This is a genomic window from Oceanisphaera sp., assembly GCF_048268965.1.
In the GTDB taxonomy this organism is placed as follows: domain Bacteria; phylum Pseudomonadota; class Gammaproteobacteria; order Enterobacterales; family Aeromonadaceae; genus Oceanimonas.
In genome coordinates this window covers 15572-37387 of sequence record NZ_JBLWUK010000018.1, presented here as the reverse complement: position 1 = coordinate 37387, position 21816 = coordinate 15572, and the positions used below count along the sequence as shown (strand labels likewise).

Here is a 21816-nt window from a genome sequence, read left to right as displayed (position 1 = left end):
GGGAATACACCATGGAACTGACACCGGATCGGCTGCGTACCTGCTTGCGTATCGCCTTCGGCAGCGCCGCCGGCATGCTGATTGCCAAGATGATGAACTGGAACTTCGGGGTCTTCTTCACCGTCTACCCCATGCTGCTGCTGGGCATGGTGCCGGTGCTGAACCGCTTCGTCAGCCTGCAGTTTATCGGCTCGTCGCTGCTGACCTCCCTCGAGATCATGGTGCTGCCCGGCCTGCTTAATCATTGGCCTCCCGTCTTTACCCTGGTGGTATTCTGCTTGTTTCTGGGCCGATTTTTGCTGATGGCCAGGGGGCCGCTGCTGCTGTTTGGTGCCTCGGGCTGCGTCAGCCTCAGCATCATGCTGCATTTTTCCAGTTACGCGCATTTCGATCTGGCCGACATGGCGATGAGCAATATCACCGCTTCGGTGTTGTCGGTGGCACTGGCCTATCTCGCCTACGGGATATTCCCGGCTCGCGAGCCGCCTGTGATACGGGCGCTGCCGGCCAAGAGCGACAACCTGGTTCGCCATCAGGCGCTGCTGGGGGCCATAGTGGCGACGCTCAGCTTTGTGGTGTTTCAGACGGTCGATCTGGTGGACTCGCTTTCGGCTCAGGCAGCGACTGTGCTGGTGTTGTTTCCCATGAGCTTTGTCGGGGCGGTGCGATCGGGTCGCCAACGCTGCATGGGCACTCTGCTCGGCTGTGCCCTGGGCTTGCTGACCCAGCTGTTGCTGTATAGCTACTATCACAACCTGTTGCTGCTGATGCTGTCATTCTGGCTGTGTGTCATGGTGTTTGCGCGCTGGCACGTCAAGGAAGGCATGCCCGGAGTCGGCTTTGCCGGCCTGACCACGGTGGGCATTCTGTTTGGTCAGTATGTGTCACCGGAGCACGATCTTGTGTACAGCGCCCTGTACCGCATGAGCTCGATGACGGTAGCCATACTGCTGACCCTGTGCTGCGTCTATCTGGTGCACAAGCTGCTCAACCTGTTTCCCTCCACCCGGCACGAGGTGCTGGGGTAACCTTGCGTGAGGGGTAAGGCGCGAGGGGTGAGGGGTGAGGCGTAAGGCGTAAGGCGTAAGGCGCGAGGGGTCTTACGCTTCTCTCCTCACCCTTCACCATTTATAGACAAAAAAAGGCCCGGTTTCCCGGGCCTTTTACTTTCCTGCTTATCTGCTTATCGCTGATAGCTATTTATACCGAGTAGTACAGATCGTATTCCAGCGGGTGGGTCGCCATGTTGATGGTTTCGGTTTCTACACGCTTGTGCTTGATGTAGGCATCGATAAACTCGTCGCTGAATACGCCACCGCGGGTCAGGAACTCGCGATCTTCATTCAGGCTGTCCAGCGCATTGTCGAGTGACACGGCCACGGTCGGGATCTCGGCGGCTTCTTCCGGCGGCAGATCGTACAGGTCCTTGTCCATGGCATCGCCCGGGTGGATCTTGTTCTGAATGCCGTCCAGACCGGCCATCAGCAGGGCGGCGAAGCACAGGTAAGGGTTGGCAGCCGGATCCGGGAAGCGGGTCTCGATGCGGCGGGCCTTGGGTGAGCCGACCAGCGGAATACGGATGGAGGCGGAACGGTTACGGGCCGAATAGGCCAGCATGACCGGCGCTTCAAAGCCGGGTACCAGACGCTTGTAGGAGTTGGTCGCCGGGTTGGTGATGGCGTTCAGCGCACGGGCGTGCTTGATGATACCGCCGATGTAGAACAGTGCCATTTCCGACAGGCCGCCGTACAAATCACCGGCAAACAGGTTTTCGCCGTTTTTGGCCAGGGACTGGTGTACGTGCATGCCGGAACCGTTATCACCGACCAGCGGCTTGGGCATGAAGGTCGCGGTTTTGTTAAAAGCATGAGCCACGTTGTGCACGACATACTTGTAGATCTGGATTTCGTCGGCCTTTAAGGTTAGAGTGTTGAATTTACAGGCAATTTCATTCTGGCCCGCGGTCGCCACCTCGTGGTGGTGAGCTTCAACAACCAGTCCCATTTCTTCCATCACCAGACACATGGCGGCGCGAATGTCCTGTGAGGAGTCGATAGGGGCAACCGGAAAGTAACCGCCTTTTACGCCGGGTCTGTGCCCCTTGTTGCCATCCGTGTATTCACGGCCTGAGTTCCATTTGGCTTCGGCATCATCGATTTTGAAGAAGCTGCCGGCCATGTCGGTATGAAAGCGCACGTCATCGAACATGAAGAACTCGGGCTCGGGGCCGATCAGTACGGTGTCGGCGATGCCGGTAGACACCAGGTATTCTTCGGCACGGCGGGCGATAGAACGCGGATCGCGGTCGTAGCCTTGCATGGTGTTGGGCTCGAGCACGTCACAGCGAATATTCAGCGTGGCGTCTTCGGTAAAGGGGTCCAGGACAGCCGTGGTCGGATCGGGCATCAGTACCATGTCGGACTCGTGAATGGTTTTCCAGGCAGTCATGGAAGAACCATCGAACATTTTACCTTCTTCGAAGAAGTCGTCGTTTACCTGATTGACTGGAATGCTGATATGCTGCTCTTTACCCTTGATGTCGGTAAAGCGCAGATCGATGAATTTGACATCGTGTTCCTTTATCATGTCCATTACGTTGTCTATTGACATGGATTTCGATCTCCAAAAGTAATCATCTTAGGGGTGATGAGAGGTTGAACCAACCCATTCATCAGTTGCCAGCTACGAAACTAAAACTTAAAGCACAACTTACAGCATAATCAAATCAAGCGAAATCTGTGCCACTTTGTCAAATGCGTGACATCATGATGCTTTACGCTGATGTTCGAGCGCCAGGAATGGTTTTTTTGCACTATATTGGTGCATGTATGGATCCTTTTGGTGCATTTGGCGGTGACGCAAGATCATCATGGTGCATTCAGTGCCACTTGGAAAGCTAGCCTACAGTAATTTTCGATACTTCTAGGTAGATCCGCGGTGGCCGAGTAAAATGACAGTCGATTTTTTATCCACCCCCGGTATTTTGAGGCAGGAATGTTAGAAAACTTACGTAATATCGCAATCATCGCTCACGTTGACCATGGCAAGACCACCCTGGTGGACAAGCTGCTGCAACAATCCGGCACCCTGGAAAGCCGCGGTGAAGCGGAAGATCGGGTCATGGACTCCAACGATATAGAGCGGGAGCGCGGCATTACCATTCTTGCCAAAAACACCGCTATTCGCTGGACTGCTCCCGACGCACAGGAATACCGCATCAACATAGTGGACACCCCGGGACACGCCGACTTCGGTGGTGAAGTGGAACGTGTTATGTCCATGGTTGATTCGGTACTGCTGCTGGTTGATGCCCAGGAAGGCCCCATGCCACAAACGCGCTTTGTAACACAGAAAGCGTTTGCCCAGGGCCTGAAGCCTATCGTTGTCATCAACAAGGTCGACAAGCCAGGCGCGCGCCCCGACTGGGTACTGGACCAGATCTTTGATCTGTTCGATAACCTGGGCGCCACCGACGACCAGCTCGACTTCCAGGTCATTTATGCTTCTGGCATAAACGGCTGGGCGACCCTGGATGTGGATCAGCCAGAACCCGACATGACTTCTCTGTTCCAGACCATAGTCGATCAGGTACCGGTACCCGATGCCAACCAGGATGGTCCGTTACAGATGCAGATCTCCCAGATAGATTACTCCTCCTACGTTGGGGTAATCGGCATTGGTCGTATCAAGCGCGGTACCGTTAAGCCTAACCAGCAGGTCACCATAGTGGGTGCCGACGGCAAGACCCGTAACGGTAAAGTCGGCCTGGTTATGGGCTATCTGGGTCTGCAGCGTACCGAAGCGAGCGAAGGCAGCGCCGGTGACATAGTGGCCATTACCGGTCTGGGCGAGCTGAAAATCTCCGACACTGTGTGTGCCCAGGGGGAAGCAGAAGCGTTGCCGCCACTGTCCGTAGACGAGCCAACCGTGACCATGACCTTCCAGGTCAACAACTCACCCTTTGCCGGCAAAGACGGCAAGTATGTGACCTCGCGTAACATCATGGAGCGTTTGACCTCCGAGCTGGTGCACAACGTGGCATTGCGTGTAGAGCAAGGTGCGGATGCGGACAAGTTCCGCGTATCGGGTCGTGGTGAACTGCACCTGGGTATCCTGATCGAAAACATGCGTCGTGAAGGCTACGAGCTGGCGGTATCTCGCCCCGAAGTTATCCTGAAAGAAGAAAACGGCGTCAAGCTGGAACCCTTCGAAACGCTGACCGTGGATATCGAAGAAGATCACCAGGGCCCCATCATGGAGAAGCTGGGTGAGCGTAAAGCCGAAATGACCGATATGGTGCCAGATGGCAAAGGTCGTGTCCGTATCGACTTTACCATCCCGGCCCGTGGCCTGATTGGCTTCCAGACCGAGTTTATGACGCTGACCTCTGGTTCAGGCTTGATGAACCACAGCTTCGACCATTACGGTCCTCACAAAGGCGGTACTATCGGTGCGCGTACCAACGGCGTACTGATTTCCAACGCCAATGGCAAGGCGTCTGCCTACTCGCTGTTTAACATCCAGGAGCGTGGCCGCCTGTTTATCGATCATGCCACCGAAGTATACGAAGGCATGGTCATCGGTATTCATAGCCGCGCTAACGACCTGACCGTTAACTGCATCAAAGGCAAGCAGCTGACCAACGTTCGTGCCTCGGGTACCGATGAAGCGCTGACGCTGGTCACGCCCATCAAGATGACGCTGGAGCAGTCACTGGAGTTCATCAGTGACGATGAATTGGTTGAGGTGACGCCAAACCACCTGCGTATCCGCAAGCGTGCCCTGACTGAAAACGAACGCAAGCGCGCCAGCCGTGGTTAATCCCGGCACGCCAAGCTGACGATAAAGGGCGCCTGAGGGCGCCCTTTTTTTAACTAAAAAAGTACAAGGCGTGAGTGGCAAGCAGCAAAACACCGAACAGCAGCCCATCCCCCTGGTTTTGTGAGCCAGATTGCCTGCCCAAAGATATCCGACTGGCGCTGTGATGGGGTAATTTGCCACAATAAGGCATATTTATGAATGAATTGAGGTCCTCATGAGTCAGGCTATTGCGCAGATCCTTCACCGGCTGCATTTCATTCGCGAGCATGGTCGGGATTTCGGCAGTTTTCTGCTGACGCGCATACAAAATGATCGGCTGAAAGTGACGGCGGGTTATCTGGCTTATATCACCTTGCTGTCGCTGGTACCTATGCTGGCGGTGGTGTTTGCCATGATGTCGGCCTTTCCCATGTTTGCCGAGTTAAGGGAGACCATTCAGCATTTTGTATTTACCAACTTTGTGCCGGCCGCAGGCGATGTCGTACAGGAGAAAATTCAGAGCTTTGTCGATAACGCCTCTAAAACCACGGCGGTGGGGGTAGCGGCACTGGCCTTTACCGCCATGTTACTGATTTCTGCCATCGACCAGAACTTCAACTATATTTGGCGGGTGTCCGAGAAGCGGCGCGTGTCGGTTGCCTTTGCCACCTACTGGATGATATTGACCCTGGGGCCCATCTTGGTGGGCGCCAGTCTGGTGCTGACCTCCTACATTACCACCATTCGGCTGTTTGATAATGACGTGCTGGGGTTGGGGGATCAATTACTATCCCTCTTCCCTTTTATCCTTTCTACCTTGATGTTTGTAGTGTTTTATATGGTAGTACCCAACACCCGAGTCCGCTTTAGCCATGCTATCTGCGGAGCCCTGGTCGCCGGGCTTCTATTTGAAATAGCAAAACGGGCCTTTGCATTTTATATCGTGCAGTTTCCGTCTTACGAAGCCATTTACGGCACCCTGGCGACCATCCCCATTATTTTCGTCTGGGTGTACCTCAGCTGGATGGTGGCACTGTTGGGAGCCGAAATAACCGCAGGGTTGGGCGAGTACGAGCGCTTGCGCGGAGAGCGCTTCGAAGACCTGAACCCCGACGCCGACGAGGAGATAGATTAATGCGAACCCTGTATCCCAGTATTGGTGCTTACCAGCAGCAATGGTTATCGGTCACGGAACGCCACCGGATTTATGTGGAAGAAAGTGGCAACCCGCTCGGCATTCCCGTCGTCTTGATACATGGCGGGCCGGGGGCGGGCATTAGTGAGGAGCACAGGCGCTTTTTCGACCCCGAGCGCTATCGTATTATTCTGTTCGATCAGCGTGGTGCCGGTCGCTCGGAGCCTCATGCCGAGCTGGCAGACAACCATACTCAGGCGCTTATTGCGGATATAGAGCAGATACGCGAGACCCTGGGCGTAGAGTCCTGGCTGGTGTTTGGTGGCTCCTGGGGTTCAACGCTGGCGCTGTGTTATGCCATTGAACACAGAGAACGAGTGCGCGGCCTGGTGCTGCGCGGCCTGTTTCTGGCACGACAGCAAGACCTGCACTGGCTCTACCAGCCCGATGGCGGTGCGGCACAGCTCTTTCCCGATTACTATCAGGAGTTTATCGCGCCCCTGGAGGGAGATACCCGCCACCTGCTCAACCACTATTACCGCCTGCTGACCAGCAATAACGAGCTGGCGCGACTCAATGCGGCCCGGGCCTGGGCCATTTGGGAAGGCCGCATTTCTACCTTGCTCCCCAGGGTGGATGCCCAGGAGTATTATGGCGAAGCCCATGCCGCCCTGGCGCTGGCCAGAATTGAATGTCACTACTTTATAAATAATTGTTTTATAGAAGAAAATTATATTATTCGCCAGCTTGGCAAGCTGCGTGATCTGCCCGCCATTCTGGTTCACGGTCGATATGACGCTATTTGCAAACCTGCGGCGGCCGCCAAGCTGGCAACACACTGGCCAGAATTAATACTGCAAATAGTGCCGGGAGCCGGACATTCTGCCTTCGAACCGGGTATTATAGATGCCCTGATCAAGGCGACCGATCACATGGCGAAGGAGCTGGCGAAATCATGATAGCCCTGATCCAGCGAGTGAGCTCTGCGTCGGTGACGGTGGCCGATAAAACCGTGGGCAGCATAGGCCCGGGGTTGTTGGTACTGCTGGGGGTTGAACGTAACGACCAGCAAGTGAATGCCGACAAACTGCTGCGCAAGGTGCTGGGGTATCGAGTCTTCAGTGACGATGCGGGCAAGATGAACCTGAACGTGCGTCAGGCGGGTGGCAGCCTGCTGGTGGTATCACAATTTACTCTGGCGGCCGATACCAACAGCGGGTTGCGGCCCGGCTTTTCCAGTGGTGCCGCCCCTGCAGATGCCGAATATTGGTATCACTACTTTGTGACCGCGGCGCAGGAGCAGGGCATTACCACCGCCACCGGACGCTTTGCCGCCGATATGCAGGTCAGCCTGGTCAACGACGGACCGGTGACCTTCTGGCTGCAAGCCTGATCTCGCATCGCCATTCTAATAATGAAATGCCTTTGTCTGTCACCTCAGGGGCAGACTTTATAAATAATGTTAACAGGAGCAGACCATGTATCGTGTGGTCACCCCGCAAACGGAAGCGGAACTTGAATCTTACTATCAACTGCGCTGGCAATTGCTGCGCAAGCCCTGGCAGCAGCCCAGGGGCTCGGAGCGAGACGAGTTTGATGAATATGCCCTGCATCGCATGATGGTGGACAACAACGGCAAGCTGGTCGCCGTAGGGCGTCTGTATGTGAGCGGCGACGAAGCACAAATTCGTTTTATGGCCGTGGTGCCCGAGTGTCGTGATATCGGCCTGGGTACGCGCATGGTGCAGGCGCTCGAGCAGGTGGCACGCCAGCAGGGAGCCAAACGACTGGTGATGAATGCGCGTGAAGAGGCGGTGGCATTTTATGGTCGTTGTGGTTTTACTGTGGTCGGCGAAGGCCCGATCAGCTTTGGCAAAATTCCCCATCGGCAGATGATCAAGGCCTTGACCTCCATCCACCAGATCCGCCACTGCCCCGAGCTGTGTGACGAGCTGCAACGCCGTTGGCACAGACGCATTCCCATCAGTGAAAAAATGGGCATCAAGATCATTCAATACACCGGTAGTCGTTTCAAGACCAAAGGCAACCTGACCGCCAACCTCAACATGCATGAGTCCATGTTTGCCGGCAGCATTTACAGCCAGTGCGTGTTGACCGGCTGGGGGCTGATTTGGCTGCAAATGCAGGAATTTGGTCTCACGGGCGATATAGTGCAGGGCAGTGGCGAGATCAAGTACCTCACTCCGGTATGGGATGAGCCTACCGCCGAAGTTCAGGGTCGGCTGCGCGAGCAGTTATTGCCGCTGCAAGCCGGTGAACGGGTACGGGTTGATCTTGATGTCACGCTGTACAGTGGCGAACAAAAAGCCGCGATCTTCAAGGGACGTTACGTTATTTTGCCGCACTGAGGCCCTGCGGGCGGCGGTCTTTTTCAGGGTCGATTTCAATCGACCAGGAAGAGTGGCACGGCCTGACATCGGTCGAATGCATTCGACCCCACCACACCCTTAGGTTGAGCTTAGCGCTCGGCGCTGTTCCCATTATCCAGTTTGCGCACCGCTTCTATCAGACGACCGGGCAGCCCGGCATCGGGGTAAGGCACCTCACCTTGATACCAGGGCTGGCAGGGGGTGGCGAGGGGGGGCTGCTGCAAGGTGAGGCGCGGCGCGCGCCAGGTATCGGTGAGAGCGATGGCCAGCTCGCGGCAACCCTGATCGTTAATCACCCCTAACTGCAGCTGCCAGCTACCGGAAAAGTCTACGTTGCCGCGCAAGGCGAGCAAATGGCGCACGCTCTGCAAGGCGCTGTTATCAAGCCGCCAGCGGCCCCGATTAACGGGGCCGGCCAGCCGGGCCTGATAAATAAAGCCATCACTCTGGGCCAAATCCAGCGCCGCCAGCACAGGGTCGACCGCCTTTTCATGCCTATAGTCTTCACCCAGCCGGTTCTTGAGCCAGGTATCCAGCCCGAGTTTTTCAATAAAAATATCCCGACCATGGATCGCCAGTTGTCCCTGCCAGCTACTGGCCCGTTGCAGATCACCATCGAGTGCGGCCTGGATATCAAGGGTGCCAGCAAATCCGCGATCACCGTTCAGCCAGCGGCTCAGCGGCCGCAAGGCCAGAGACTGGCCATCAAGGCGCAGCGTTCCCGAGTGGGGTGCATAACGCCCGATCTGGCCGCTCACCGACAGCTGGCCGTCCAGGGCCTCGGTGGACAGCTGCTCCAGAATCAGATGGGTATCATCCAGTCGCGCCTTGGCCAGGCCCTGGCGTGCGATCAGGCTGTTATACGCGATTTCATCCCAGCGGGCTTCTATCCGGGCCTGCTCGCTTAACGGGCGCCATTGGCCGGCAGACCAGGCTAAATCCGCCACAAACAGATCTCCGCCCCATATCGATAACGGCAGGGCATCATCCAGTGACAGCAGCTCGCCCCGGCTGACATTCAGTTTATGCAGGCGTACATCGGGGGTGGGCCAATACAAATCGGGCTGCCAAACCAGTTTGTTGCCCTGCAGCTCCAGCATGTCTATGTCCAGTCGTGCTTGCTGAGGCGTCCAGCGCAGCTCGCTGTTGAAGGTGCCTTCATAGGCCTGGCCGTTCAGGGACAGGCCCAGTTGTTCGCGGCTGCTCAGCAGCTCGCCGCCGTGTTTGTCCAGGCGTAGCCAGTCCAGCACGGCCTCATCGGCTTGCCACCTTGCCCTGGCTTCGGGCAGGCCGCCGGCCTGCCATTCAAGATAAGGCAGTTCGCCCTTGATACCGTTACTGGTCAGCAAGGGACTGGTAATGCTGACATCGTTCAGTTCGGCACGGTTCAGTAACAGCGTCCAGCCGGAGGCCAGTTGTGGTAACCGATCGAACTGCAGGCGATTATGGCTGAATGACGGCGCGGTGAGGGTGACCTCCTGCCTGGGCAGGTTTAACGTCAGGCGGGTATCCAGCAGGCCGTCGAACAGGCGACTTTGCAGGCGGGTCAGCTGTAGTTGCTGTCGGGCAAGCTGACCATTGAAGCTGATTTGTGCCATGGCCATATCGGGGTGGGTCAGCTGGCGCAGCTGGCCGTCCAGCGTAAAATCAGACCACCACTGCCATGCACCCTCCCGTCGGGGTTGCCAGTGCCTGATGGTGAGGTCGGCGCCCTTGGCTTCCCAGGCTTGCCAGCTCAGACTGACGTTTTTGCCGTTCAGTTCATCTATGCTGATATTGGCAAGATTATCCGGTAATACCAGCTCGGTGGCATGGTCCAGCCGCAGGTTGGCGTCGATGAGATCGAGCGTCGCAATGCGCGTGTGCCCCGACAGTGGCGACAGTGTGGCCAGCTGCACATACACCTGGCGAGCACGAAACCAGTCCCCCAGCTGCACATCCTCGGCCAGCAGGGTATAGGGATGCAGCGGGTTAAACTCCAGGTTGCCTATCGAGAGGTTGATTTCGGTGTGCTCATTAAGCCAGCTCAGCACCGGCTTTTTCAACTGGTTGGCATCAAACACACTCAGCAGCAGCCAGCCGGCCAGCAGTATCACCAGTCCCAACACCAACAGATATTTGGCCAGCTTCTTCATGGGAATACCTTTAACATTCCAGGCCCTTCGGGCAGCGTTAAGCCGTCAGCGGTAAGCTGTCAGCTAAAGATAAAAGACGTTTCGCCACGGAATCCACGGAAAGAAACCACCAGGATAAAAAGCGGACGATTGATGGATAAGATATTGTAATTAATATGCCTTTTCGTTGTTGTCTTGTCGTTCTTCTTCCGTGGTTTCTGTGCTTCTCGTAACAAAGAGTCGTGACAAAAATAGCATTAGGTTTTGGTCTGGTGTAGTCAATAGGTTCCGCCTGCGGCGAAATGCGAGAGCAAGCGTTCGCCTACAAACCCCGCTTCTGGCAGCTTGGGGTTGGCTTGGCTCGTCCCCTTCACTCTTTACCCATCGCTCGATTTTTTTCATGGCAATGGCCTTTGAACTTTCTTCCAAGCGGTAAGCTTATCGCTTATCGCTTACCGCTGTGTTTTCAGACCTTGCCGTAATGATCCCGCTCTCCCAGCCAGCGGCGAATGATGGGCGCGACCACTTGCGGGTGATTGTCGACCAGGTAGCGCGCCAGGCGCTGTATTTCGGGCAACAGGTGTTGATCGCGTATCAGATCGGCAATCTTCAGATCCGCCAGGCCGGTTTGCCTGGTGCCCAGCAGCTCGCCGGGACCGCGAATCTCCAGGTCTTTCTGTGCAATAACAAAGCCATCGTTGGTATCGCGCAGCACGCCCAGCCGCTGGCTGGCGGTCTTGGTAAGGGGGGCGTGATACAGCAACACGCAATGGGAGGCCACGGCCCCCCGGCCGACCCGGCCGCGCAACTGGTGCAACTGGGCCAACCCCAGGCGTTCGGGGTTTTCGATGATCATTAGCGAGGCATTGGGTACATCCACCCCCACTTCAATGACGGTGGTGGCCACCAGCAGATCCAGCTGGCCGGCCTTGAAGTCGGCCATTACCGCCTGCTTTTCTGCCGCCTTCATGCGCCCGTGCACCAGGCCGATTTTCAGCTCCGGCAGCTGGGCGGCCAGCTCGGTGGCGGTATCTTCCGCCGCCTGGCATTCCAGTACCTCCGACTCATCAATCAGGGTGCACACCCAGTAGGCCTGGCGGCCTTGCTCGCGGCACACCTCGCGTACGCGAGCGACTATGTCTTCGCGGCGGGTATCCGGCATGGCCACAGTGGTCACCGGCGTTCGCCCCGGGGGCAGTTCGTCAATCACGGAGGTATCCAGATCCGCGTAGGCGGTCATGGCCAGGGTGCGAGGGATGGGGGTAGCGGTCATGATCAGCTGGTGGGGGTAAAACTCACCCTGGCTGCCTTTTTCGCGCAGGGCCAGGCGCTGGTGTACCCCAAAGCGGTGCTGTTCGTCGATAATCACCAGCTCCAGGGCGTTAAACTGTACTTGCTCCTGAAAGAGCGCATGGGTGCCCACTATCATGCCCAGTTCGCCACTGGCCAGCCGCTCCAGCTGTTCGGCTCGTGCCTTGCCTTTTACCTTGCCCGCCAGCCAGCCCACCTGTATGCCGAGCGGCGACAGCCAGGCGGCAAAGCTGTTGGCATGCTGTTCGGCCAGCAACTCGGTGGGAGCCATTAATGCCACCTGGCCCTGATTGCCCATGACCTGCAAGGCGGCCAGTGCCGCTACCAGGGTTTTACCCGAGCCGACATCCCCTTGTACCAGCCGCATCATGGGCACGTTTTTTTGCAAGTCGGCATTAATTTCTGCCACTACCCGCCGCTGGGCACCGGTGGGCGAGAAGGGCAGTTGAGCCAGAAAATCGTCGATTAATTGCCGGGGGTAGGTCAAGCCGCGAGCCTGGTGCGACTGGCTCTGTTCTCTGACCTTGAGTACCGACAGGTTATGGGCCAGCAGCTCTTCCATGATCAGTCGTTGCTGGGCGGAGTGGGTGCCTTGCTCGAGTTCAAACAGGGCCACATCGGCCGGAGGGCGATGCAGCAGCTGTACGGCGGCATTCAGGCTTATTTGCCGGTCGTACAAACCCGGGGGCAGCCATTCCTGCAAGGGGGTTTGGCCCATCAGCACCAGCGCCTGATCGGTCAGTTGGCGCAGGCTGATTTGGCGCAAGCCTTCGGTGGCACCATAGACAGGCGTGAAGCTGGTTTCGCTGGCAATCGGCTGCTCACCCTGTTGCAGGCTGTATTCCGGATGTATGATTTCCAGGCCGTGCTGGCCGGGGCGCACTTCGCCAAAGGCCCGGATCCGGGTGCCCGCGGTCAGGTTGTTTTTTTGGGCCGCCGCAAAGTTGAAAAAGCGCAGGGTCAGGCTGCCGCTGTCATCACGCATGCGGCACAGCAGCATACGCTTGCGGCCATAGCTGATATTGCAGTCGACAATCTCGCCCACCACAGACACATGCATGCCCGGCATCAGCTGGGCGATGGGATACACCCGAGTGCGATCTTCGTAGCGCAGCGGCAAGTGAAACAGCAAGTCCTGCACCGTTTCCAGCCCCAGCCGGTGCAGTTTTTCCAGCATTTTGTCGCCCACGCCCTTGAGCAGACTCAGGGACATCTTGTCCAGATTCATAACGGCCCCAACCTGTAAATATATACAGAGAATAGCAAAGCCGGAATTAAAAGGGCAGCAAGAGCAGCGGTACGCGATACGCCGTACGCGGTAAGTTAAAGAAAAACACCGAACTCTGAGAGCTCGGTGTCGTTTTGACTTATGGCGTACAGCGTAAAACGTACGGCTGTGTCTACAGCAGTCTTTTCAGCAGCAGGTTGGCGCGGGTGCGCTGTACGCGTTTCAGCAGGCGTTGTACCGGGGCGGGGTAATCGGCGACCTCTTCAATTTCCGAGAAGTGCTCAATGCGCTGGCAGTGCTGCAGAATATTGGCTTTTTCTGCCGCAAAGTCGGGCTGCAATAACTGTTCGGGATCTTGCAGCAAGAGGCCGTTTTCCAAATCCAGCCCCCAGGCGCGGGGGTTGAGGTTATTGCCGGTAATCATCGCCAGATCGTCATCCACGAACAGGCCTTTAAGATGATAGGAGTTACGTTCGTGACGCCACAACATGATGTTCAACTTGCCCTGATAAATCGAGGTCTGGTGAGCGCGGGCAAAGCGGCGCAAGTTGGTTTCGTACAGGTAGGGCAAGCCACCTATGGTACGAAACGGCTGCTCGGGCGGAATATAAAAATCGTTGGCCGTCTTGTCACCAATCACCAGAGTGACTTCCACGCCCCGTTTCAGCAGGCCCCGTATATCCTTGGCCAGTGACTTGGGCAAATTGAAATAGGGCGTGCAGATAAACAGGCGCTGTTGTGCGCTGCGCACTGTGGTGCGGATGGCCCGGTTGAGACGGTTGCCCAGTTTACCCAGGCCCGCCAGCGGCGTGACGGCAATCTGGCCTGGCTGCCGGGTTTCATTGGCAAATTGATACCGGGTACGCTTCAGCTGCTGTTTGAACTGGCGAATGACCTGGCGTAGCTGGCGCGCGGTGGGGATCGGTTCTGCAGTCAGCAACGGGACGGCCGGGTTGTCGATAAACAATCCCACCATATAATCGACCATGGCGTCGGCCAGTTTGGCATCCTTGAACTGGTGATAGCGATCAAAGCGATAACGATCTTGCTGGTGCAGATAAATATCGTTGAGGCTGGCGCCGGAATACAGCAGGGTATCGTCAAACACGAATCCCTTGAGGTGCAATACCCCCAGTATTTCCCGGCTCTTCACCGGTACGCCGTACACCTCGATAGACTCGGCATAACGCTCGGCAAACTCCTGATACATCTTGTGATTGCCGCCCTGGCCCTTATGGCCAATCAAGCCTCGCTGGGCCCGGTGGAAATCGACGAACAGCCGAATATCCAGTGCAGGGTTGGCCTGCTTTGCCTCATAAAGTGCGGTCAGAATTTCCCGACCGGCGTCATCATCTTGCAAATAAAGCGCAACCAGATAGATGCGCTGTTGAGCGGCGGCAATCAGTTCCAGCAACCTTTGCTTGAAGCCCTGGGCTGAATGCAGAATATCCATCTGCTCGGCATTGATGGCCAATGCAGGCAGACGCTGCAGCAAGGTTCGGTAGTTATGAACTAGTGGCATAAATCGATCCGGTTAATAGGTTGTCGCCCAAGACCATACTCAAGCGACAATATTTGCAGGCAGTTTACCGAATTTTGGCGGGGGGCGGCAAATTACCGCCCCACTGGCCTTATATCGGGCGCGTCGCCTGCTCTAACCAGGCGAGATCATCACCGTCGAGTTGTGGGCTGATGTTCTCCCATACCTGGCGGTGATACTGGTTCAGCCAGGTGATGTGTCTGGCTTCGAGCCAGTGGCTGTCAATCAGGCGACGATCGAAGGGCACGAAGGTCAGGGTTTCAAACTCGAACACCGGAATATCACCATTCAGATCGGCTGGCTGCACCACCTGCAGGTTTTCGCAGCGAATGCCAAAACCATCTTCGCGATAATAGCCCGGCTCGTTAGACACTATCATGCCGGTGGTCAGGGCAACCATGCTGCCTTTGGGTGAAATACGCTGTGGCCCTTCGTGTACGCTCAGGTAATGGCCCACACCATGGCCGGTGCCATGGTCGAAGTTGTAGCCCTGTTGCCACAAGGGCATACGCGCCAGGGCGTCGAGTTGCTGGCCGCCGGTGCCGGCCGGAAAACGGGCACAGGCCAGATCGATATGGCCCCGTAACACCAGGGTAAACAGCTTGCGCATTTCTGCGTCGGGCTCGCCCACGGCGACGGTGCGCGTGATGTCGGTGGTGCCGTCCAAATACTGACCGCCGGAGTCCACCAGATAAATCGCATCCTGGCCCAGGGTGCGTGGGGTGCCGTTGTCGTGATGATAGTGGCACATGGCCGCATTGGGGCCCAGCGCAGAAATGGTACTAAAGCTGGGCTCAACGAACTCCGGCAGTTCGGCGCGCAGGCTTTCCAGCTTGTCGGCCAGGGTGCCTTCGTCTTCCTGTTCCGGGTTGGGTTCATCCAGGCGGCGATCCAGCCAGGCCAGAAAACGGCTGACGGCGGCACCATCGCGCAAATGCGCGGCACGGCTGCCGTTCACTTCTACCGGGTTTTTACAGGCCTTGGGCAGCATGCAGGGGTCTTCGGCAAACACCAGCTCGGCACCGGCCTCACTCAACAGTAGCGCACTCCAGGCGTTGGCGGTATGGGGATCAAGTTGCACCCGCGCCTGCCTGTTACCCAGGGCTTGCAGCGCGCTGGCCAGTTCATTGAAGGGCAGCAAGCTGACGTTTTGGCCGCAATGAGCCTGCAGGTCGAGATCGGCAAACTTGGCCGGGTCGGCAAACAGTTGCACGGCGCCATCCCGATGCAAGAGGGCAAAGCTCAGCACCACGGGCAAACAGTCAATGTCGCGACCACGGATGTTCAGCAGCCAGTTAATGGGTTCGGCCTGAGTCAGCAGCTGGGCGTCAATGCGCTGGGCGGCCAGGGTATCGGCAATGCGGCTGCGCTTGGCTTCGCTGTGCTGGCCACTATAGTCCTGGCTGAGTAACAGTGCCGGATGACTATCGGGCTGGGGTCTGTCCTGCCAGTGTTCGTCAATCAGGTTGCTGGCCAGGGGTACCAGGGTGATATTGTGCTCGGCCAGCCTGGCCTTGGCATTCTGATGCCAGTGCTGGCTGTGCAATCTGGGGTCAAAGCCCACAGTGTCGCCGGCGTCGAGTTCGCTCAGCAGCCAGTCCAGGTAAGGCTCGTCAATCAGGTGATGATAGCCAAACAGCGACGGGTCGCACTGGTGGCGAACCTGGACCGTGTAGCGGCCATCAACGAACATCGCGGCCTTGTCGGCCAGCACCACGGCGGCACCGGCCGAGCCGGTAAAGCCACTGATCCAGTCCAGCCGTGCGGCATAGGGCGGAATGTATTCACCTAAATGTTCGTCGTCGTGAGGCACAATAAAGGCATGGATGCCTTGTTCGGCCATGCTGCGGCGAACGGCCGCCAGGCGATGGGCATGTGTCATGAGGGCTCCTTAGCGAGAATGAAGTAATTGCTTGATAGACTGGCCCGCCGCTTCTATGTGTTGTTTTAGCAGGGCGGCGGCTTCAAATTTGCGTCGTGCCCGGCACAGTTGCAGCAGCTGGGTATGCTCTCGCTCGGCGGTCATGATGCCCTCACGAGAATGCAGCAGTTCCAGCTGAATGTAGCGGTCACAGCTGAGGTTGATTTGCTCGATCAGCGCCAGGGTGCGCGGCCGCTGTGCCGGCCCATAGAGTGCGGTGTGAAAGCGGCGGTTCAGCTCACTCCAGCGTTCAATATGGCTGCTGGTTTCCACTATCTGATCAAATTCGGCCAGTACCTGTTCGGCCTGTTGAAAATCGGTTTCGGTTAACCGATCGCAGGCGTGAAACAGGATGTCACTTTCGAGCATGGCGCGCAGATAAAACAGCTCGTCGATGGCACCGGCGTCCAGCTCGGTCACCACGGCGCCGCGATGGGCCTCAAACCGCACCAGCCCTTGTACTTCCAGCTGCATCAGCGCCTCACGCACCGGTACTCGGCTTACGTTAAGCTCCTGCGCGAGCGTGTCCTGGCGCAGCGGGGTACCCGCGCCCAGCTCGCCTTTTAAAATGCGGGCTCGCAGTACCTCCACCACAGACTGGGTCAGTGTTTTGTAGGGTGCTCGACTCATTGGGTTTCGTATACGGTTGGCAATGGATTCACTTTACTCTGGGTGCCAAAGGTTAGCAAACCCGCGATATTCATGACTCCATGGCCTTGGCCGGACGTGTCTTCAACTGCTGGATCAGCAGCGCCGCGACTATCATTAACAGCCCGACCAGAGTCGCCGGATAGATTTCTTCTCCTACCAGGAAGCGCAGTAATAACAGCGACACAAAGGGAGAAATAAAAATCAGATTGGAAATGCGAGCGGTATTTTCGGCATGACGCATGGCCAGCAGCCACAGCACAAAGGCGAAACCCATTTCAAACACGCCGACATAAATGGCACCCACCCAGCCTTGCCAGGCCGTTAACTGAAAATCGGACCACAAGGAGGTGGCCACCAGCACCAGGGGCAGGGCCAGCAGGAAACTCAAGGTCAGGGTGACCAGGGCATCCCCCTGATGGCGGGTATTCAAAATCCAGTACCCGGCCCACAGCAGGGTAGAGAACAGCGCCAGGGCGACCCCCAGCGGGTCTTCGAAGTTCAGGCTCAGCAAATCGCCTTTGGTGGCAATCACCATGGCGCCCAAATAGCCCAGCAGTATGGCTATCCAGTCTTGCCTGCGAATGGACTGCCCCAGAAAGGGCACCGCCAGCAGGGTGAGGGTAATGGCCCAGGTATAATTCAGCGTTTGTGCCTGTTGTGCCGGCAGTCGGTCGTAGGCCTGAAACAGCACCAGGTAATACAGGGTAGGGTTAATCAGCCCCAGCAGTAGATAGTAGCCGGGGCGCGCCTTGAAGGTGCTGCCAAGCAGGGACAGCTTGCCCTGCCAGGCCAGAATGCCCAGTAACAGCAGTGCCGAGCTGAAGGTGGCCACCAGCAATAGCTGAGCCGGTGAAAAGTAGCCCAGCGAGAGCTTGAACGCCGTGGCCACGGTAGACCAGCAAGCAACGGCTCCCAGGCCGTAGATATAGGCTTTTTTCTGATTTTTCATGTGCTGACTCTGTTACGGGGAGCAGGCCTTGAGAGTGGGCCTGCAGGAAGACAAAAGGGCAGTCTAGGCAGAGCGGTGAACAGGAGCAAGCCCAACCGTGTGCAGCAGGGAGTCAAGCTGTGGAGTGGGCTTATTTCAGTTCATCAAAGGGGCGTTGTTTTTCTTTTTCCAGTACCAGTTCTTCCAGTACCTGAACGCGCTGGCGCAGCTGTTGGTTGTCGGCCTCCAGCCGTTGCAGGCGCTGGGTGAAGTCGCTTTGGTTGCGGCCTTGATGCACCACCAGCAAGGCGGCAGCAATGGCCAGGCCGAATAACAGTATCCACATTATCATGATGTTACGCCTCGTGGGTGAACAGTGGATGATTCTGGTCGAATCGTCCCTTATTCCTCTTTTACCACCAGCTCAACCAGGCCGTAGACCAGGGGGCCGATCAGCAGCACGGTAGGAAAGGCGATGGTGAAGCCAAGCATCCAGGCCTCCAGCCAGCGCGAAACCAGCTGCTCGGTCAGATCGATATTAAAGGTGGTGATGGAAAAGGACATGATGCCGGACATCAGCAACGACATGAAAAAGGCGACGACATACCTGTGATATTTACGGGCAATCACAACAGGGCTCCTTACTCTTAATGTTTATCAACACAACCTGAATCGGGATGGCCTGGCAGGCAGGCCACCCCGTTGTTGTTAGTGGGTTTCCAGCATCTTGGGTGCCTGATCTTCATCAAACTCCGGCAGCGGCTTGTGTCGTGAAGCCAGGAAGGTATAGATCACCGGCAGCACGAACAATGTAAACAGGGTCCCTATGCTCAGGCCGGACACGATCACGATACCCATGCCAAAGCGCGAGATAGCACCGGCACCCACCGCAAACAGCAGCGGCACCAGGCCGGCCACCATGGCTGCTGTGGTCATCAAGATGGCACGCAGACGAATGCGGGCGGCAACCCGAATGGCTTCGGTGCGGTCGAGGCCGTTATTCAGCTGCTCTTCCTTCGCCACCTCACACATCAGGATGCCGTGCTTGGTAATAATACCGACCAGGGTAATTAACCCCACCTGAGTATAAATGTTCATGGAGGCCAGGCCCCATGCCAGGGCAATCAGGGCACCGGAAATAGCCAGCGGCACCGATACCATGATCACCAGGGGGTCACGCACACTTTCAAACTGCGATGCCAGCACCAGAAAGATGATGAACAAGGCCAGCAGGAAGGTCATGTACAAGGCGCTGCCTTCGTTCACAAACTGACGAGCGCCACCCAGATAGTCGTGGTTGTAGCCATTGGGCAGGTTGGCCGATACATCCTGCTCCAGGAAGTTAATGGCATCTCCCATGGAGACCCCCGGCGTCAACACGGCACCTATGGTGGCCGAGTTCAGCTGGTTGTAATGGGGCAGGGAGCGGGGCTGGGCTTCCATGGTAATGGACACCAGGTTGGCCAGCGGCACCATGTCGCCATTGTGGGCGCGTACATAGTAGTCATTGATGGAGTCCGGGTTGAGCCGGTCTTTACGGTAGACCTGGGGAATAACCTCGTAGCTGCGGCCATCCAGATCCACGCGGTTGATATAGCCGTCACTCATCATGGTCGACAGCGTCATGGCGATGTCTTGCATGGTGATGCCATAGGCCCCCGCCTTGTCACGGTTCACCTTGATCTTCATGGTGCCCGAGTCAAAGGCCAGATCCAGCTCGCTGTACACGAACAGAGGACTCTGGCTGACCTTTTGCAATACTTCGGCCGCCACCTCATACAGGCTTTCAAAGGAGTTGGGCGTGGTCAGCACATACTGCACGGGCAAACCGCTGGACGCACCGGGCAGCTCGGGAAACTCGAAGGCACTGATCGCCACCGAGGGGATGGCCTGCAATCCGGGTGTCAGTCGGTCGATAATGGCTTTCTGGCCGTCACGCTGGCTCCAGGACTTGAGCACGGCCACCGCCAGACCCTGGTTGGCGTTGGGCACACCGGCTATGGTCAGCGAAGTGGCCAGGCCATCTTCCTTATCCAGCACCTCGACCGCCTTGCGCATGTTGTTCTCGATGTAATCGAGGTTGGCGGAGTTGGGGGCTTTGGCCATCATCAGGAAGGCGCCGCGGTCTTCACTGGGGGCCAGCTCGCTGGGAATAAAGCTGAACAGCACCGGCATGGTACCAAACACGATCAGCGCAAAGGCAATCACCACCGGGCGCTTGTTCAGTACCGCATCCAGCATGCGGGTATAACCGCGGGTGATTTTGTCGAGGGTGTTCTCTACACCACGCTCAAAACGATTGGGGTTGGCGTGCGGCTTGAGCAGCTTGGAGCACATCATGGGGGACAGCGTCAGGGCCACTATGCCCGAGATAAACACGGCGCCGGCCAGCGTCAGGGCAAACTCTTTGAACAAGGAGCCGGTAATACCGCTCATCAGTGCGATGGGCGCATAGACAGCCGCCAGGGTGATGGTCATGGTAATCACGGGTACCGCAATTTCACGGGTACCAATAATGGCGGCCCGATAGGGCGGTTCACCGGCCTTGATGTGGCGGTCGACGTTTTCCACCACCACGATGGCATCATCCACCACCAGACCGATGGCCAGCACCATGGCCAGCAGCGTCATCAGGTTGATACTGAAGCCAAAGGCGCTCATTAAAATTGCCACCCCAATCAGTGACAGCGGAATGGTCACAATCGGGATCAACACGGCACGGAAAGAGCCCAGAAACAGGGTGATCACGATAATCACGATCAGCGAGGCTTCCAGTATGGTTTTAATCACCTCACTAATGGACTCGTTAATGGCGTCGGTCGCGTCATACAGCAACTTCATTTCGATGGTGTCGGGCATGTTGCGCTCAAGGTCGGGCAACATGGCACGTACGTTGTCTGCCACATTCAACGGGTTGGCAGACGGGGTCGGGTCTACGCCAATTATCACCGCAGACTGACCGTCCGCCAGGGCCCGCACTACGTCATGGCTTTTCTCCAGTGACACCTGGGCAATATCACGCAGCCGTACTACGGCATCGTCCCGGGTGGCCACCACCAGGGATTCCAGTTGTTCGGCATTTTCTATCTGGGTATTAATATCGCTGTTATACAGCATGAAGTAGCCGGTCGCCCGGCCGGCTGCAGCCTGGTAGTTGTTGGCTTGCAGGACCGACAACACCTCGGGTGCGGTCAGCTGGTGAGCCGCCATGCGCAGCGGGTCCAGCCAGATGCGCAGCGCAAACTTGGCGCCACCAAACAGGTTGATTTTGGCCACCCCGTCCACCGAGTAAAACTGGGGCCGAATAACCCGCTCCAGGTAGTCGTTGATCTGAGGCGCGTTCAGCTCTTCACTACTGAAGGCGATATACATGATGGAGGTAGAGGCACCCGTGGTCATTTCCAGACTGGGATCTTCGGCCTCGCGGGGCAGCTGCGATCGCACCGAGTTCACCCTGGCCAGAATATCGGACAGGGCGGCATTGGAGTCGGTGTTCAACTTCATCTGCACGGTAATGCTGGAGCTGCCATTACTGCTGCTGGAGCTCATGAAGTCGATGTTATCGGCCTGGGCGATGGCCTGTTCCAGCGGCTGGGTAATAAAGCCCTGGATCAGATCGGCGCTGGCGCCGAAATAACCGGTATTGACGGTAATCACTGTGTTGGTCATTTCGGGGTATTCGCGTACCTGCATTTTCTGCAGGGCCTGTAGCCCCAGCAGCACGATCAGCAGGCTGATCGAAACGGCCAGCACCGGCCGTTTAATAAATATATCGGTAAAACGCATCGTATTCTCCGC

General features: G+C 57.0%; 16 protein-coding genes. 6 read left to right on the top strand and 10 right to left on the bottom strand.

What is annotated here, in order from left to right:
* Window positions 1–11 precede the first annotated feature (11 nt).
* Window positions 12–1028, top strand: a complete 1017-nt coding sequence (locus ACN0VL_RS09685; protein WP_417616820.1) for a DUF2955 domain-containing protein — start codon at window positions 12–14, stop codon at window positions 1026–1028.
* Window positions 1029–1200: 172 nt separating this feature from the next.
* Here the strand turns inward: ACN0VL_RS09685 and glnA are convergent, their stop codons facing one another.
* Window positions 1201–2604 (bottom strand): glutamate--ammonia ligase, encoded by a 1404-nt coding sequence (gene glnA / locus ACN0VL_RS09680; protein WP_417616873.1) that lies wholly within the window; start codon window positions 2602–2604, stop codon window positions 1201–1203.
* A gap of 390 nt (window positions 2605–2994) precedes the next feature.
* Between glnA and typA the strand changes: the two genes are divergently transcribed.
* The 5 genes from typA (at window position 2995) to ACN0VL_RS09655 (ending at window position 8304) form a co-directional block, all read left to right on the top strand.
* Window positions 2995–4821 carry a translational GTPase TypA gene (gene typA / locus ACN0VL_RS09675; RefSeq protein WP_417616818.1) on the top strand — a complete coding sequence of 609 codons (1827 nt, stop codon included), beginning with the start codon at window positions 2995–2997 and terminating at the stop codon, window positions 4819–4821.
* A 214-nt stretch (window positions 4822–5035) separates the two neighbouring features.
* Window positions 5036–5935 (top strand): virulence factor BrkB family protein, encoded by a 900-nt coding sequence (locus tag ACN0VL_RS09670; protein WP_417616816.1) that lies wholly within the window; start codon window positions 5036–5038, stop codon window positions 5933–5935.
* On the top strand, window positions 5935–6894 hold the full coding sequence (pip, locus tag ACN0VL_RS09665) for a prolyl aminopeptidase (protein ID WP_417616814.1): 960 nt from the start codon (window positions 5935–5937) through the stop codon (window positions 6892–6894). Before ACN0VL_RS09670 ends, pip begins: the two co-directional genes overlap by 1 nt.
* On the top strand, window positions 6891–7328 hold the full coding sequence (dtd, locus tag ACN0VL_RS09660; protein ID WP_417616812.1) for a D-aminoacyl-tRNA deacylase: 438 nt from the start codon (window positions 6891–6893) through the stop codon (window positions 7326–7328). Before pip ends, dtd begins: the two co-directional genes overlap by 4 nt.
* 85 nt (window positions 7329–7413) lie before the next feature.
* Window positions 7414–8304 (top strand): YiiD C-terminal domain-containing protein, encoded by an 891-nt coding sequence (locus tag ACN0VL_RS09655; RefSeq protein WP_417616810.1) that lies wholly within the window; start codon window positions 7414–7416, stop codon window positions 8302–8304.
* Between the two features lie 110 nt (window positions 8305–8414).
* On the opposite strand, the gene ACN0VL_RS09650 is transcribed toward ACN0VL_RS09655, so the two are convergent.
* The 9 genes from ACN0VL_RS09650 to ACN0VL_RS09610 all read right to left on the bottom strand — a co-directional run bounded on the left by ACN0VL_RS09650 (window position 8415) and on the right by ACN0VL_RS09610 (window position 21804).
* A complete protein-coding gene (locus ACN0VL_RS09650) occupies window positions 8415–10460 on the bottom strand; it encodes a hypothetical protein (RefSeq protein ID WP_417616809.1) in 2046 nt (681 codons plus the stop codon).
* Window positions 10461–10905: 445 nt separating this feature from the next.
* Window positions 10906–12978 (bottom strand): ATP-dependent DNA helicase RecG, encoded by a 2073-nt coding sequence (gene recG / locus ACN0VL_RS09645; protein WP_417616807.1) that lies wholly within the window; start codon window positions 12976–12978, stop codon window positions 10906–10908.
* Window positions 12979–13150: 172 nt separating this feature from the next.
* Window positions 13151–14500, bottom strand: a complete 1350-nt coding sequence (gene pssA, locus ACN0VL_RS09640) for a CDP-diacylglycerol--serine O-phosphatidyltransferase (protein ID WP_417616805.1) — start codon at window positions 14498–14500, stop codon at window positions 13151–13153.
* 109 nt (window positions 14501–14609) lie between these two features.
* Window positions 14610–16400 carry an aminopeptidase P family protein gene (locus ACN0VL_RS09635; RefSeq protein WP_417616803.1) on the bottom strand — a complete coding sequence of 597 codons (1791 nt, stop codon included), beginning with the start codon at window positions 16398–16400 and terminating at the stop codon, window positions 14610–14612.
* Window positions 16401–16409: 9 nt separating this feature from the next.
* Window positions 16410–17069: a GntR family transcriptional regulator gene (locus ACN0VL_RS09630; protein ID WP_417616801.1), complete on the bottom strand. Its 660-nt coding sequence runs from the start codon at window positions 17067–17069 to the stop codon at window positions 16410–16412.
* Window positions 17070–17139: 70 nt separating this feature from the next.
* A complete protein-coding gene (locus tag ACN0VL_RS09625) occupies window positions 17140–18039 on the bottom strand; it encodes a DMT family transporter (protein WP_417616799.1) in 900 nt (299 codons plus the stop codon).
* Between the two features lie 130 nt (window positions 18040–18169).
* Window positions 18170–18370 (bottom strand): hypothetical protein, encoded by a 201-nt coding sequence (locus ACN0VL_RS09620; protein ID WP_417616797.1) that lies wholly within the window; start codon window positions 18368–18370, stop codon window positions 18170–18172.
* Window positions 18371–18420: 50 nt separating this feature from the next.
* Complete coding sequence (locus ACN0VL_RS09615; RefSeq protein ID WP_417616795.1) at window positions 18421–18648, bottom strand: DUF2798 domain-containing protein; 228 nt, start codon at window positions 18646–18648, stop codon at window positions 18421–18423.
* 78 nt (window positions 18649–18726) lie between these two features.
* A complete protein-coding gene (locus tag ACN0VL_RS09610; RefSeq protein WP_417616793.1) occupies window positions 18727–21804 on the bottom strand; it encodes a multidrug efflux RND transporter permease subunit in 3078 nt (1025 codons plus the stop codon).
* Window positions 21805–21816: the final 12 nt, after the last annotated feature.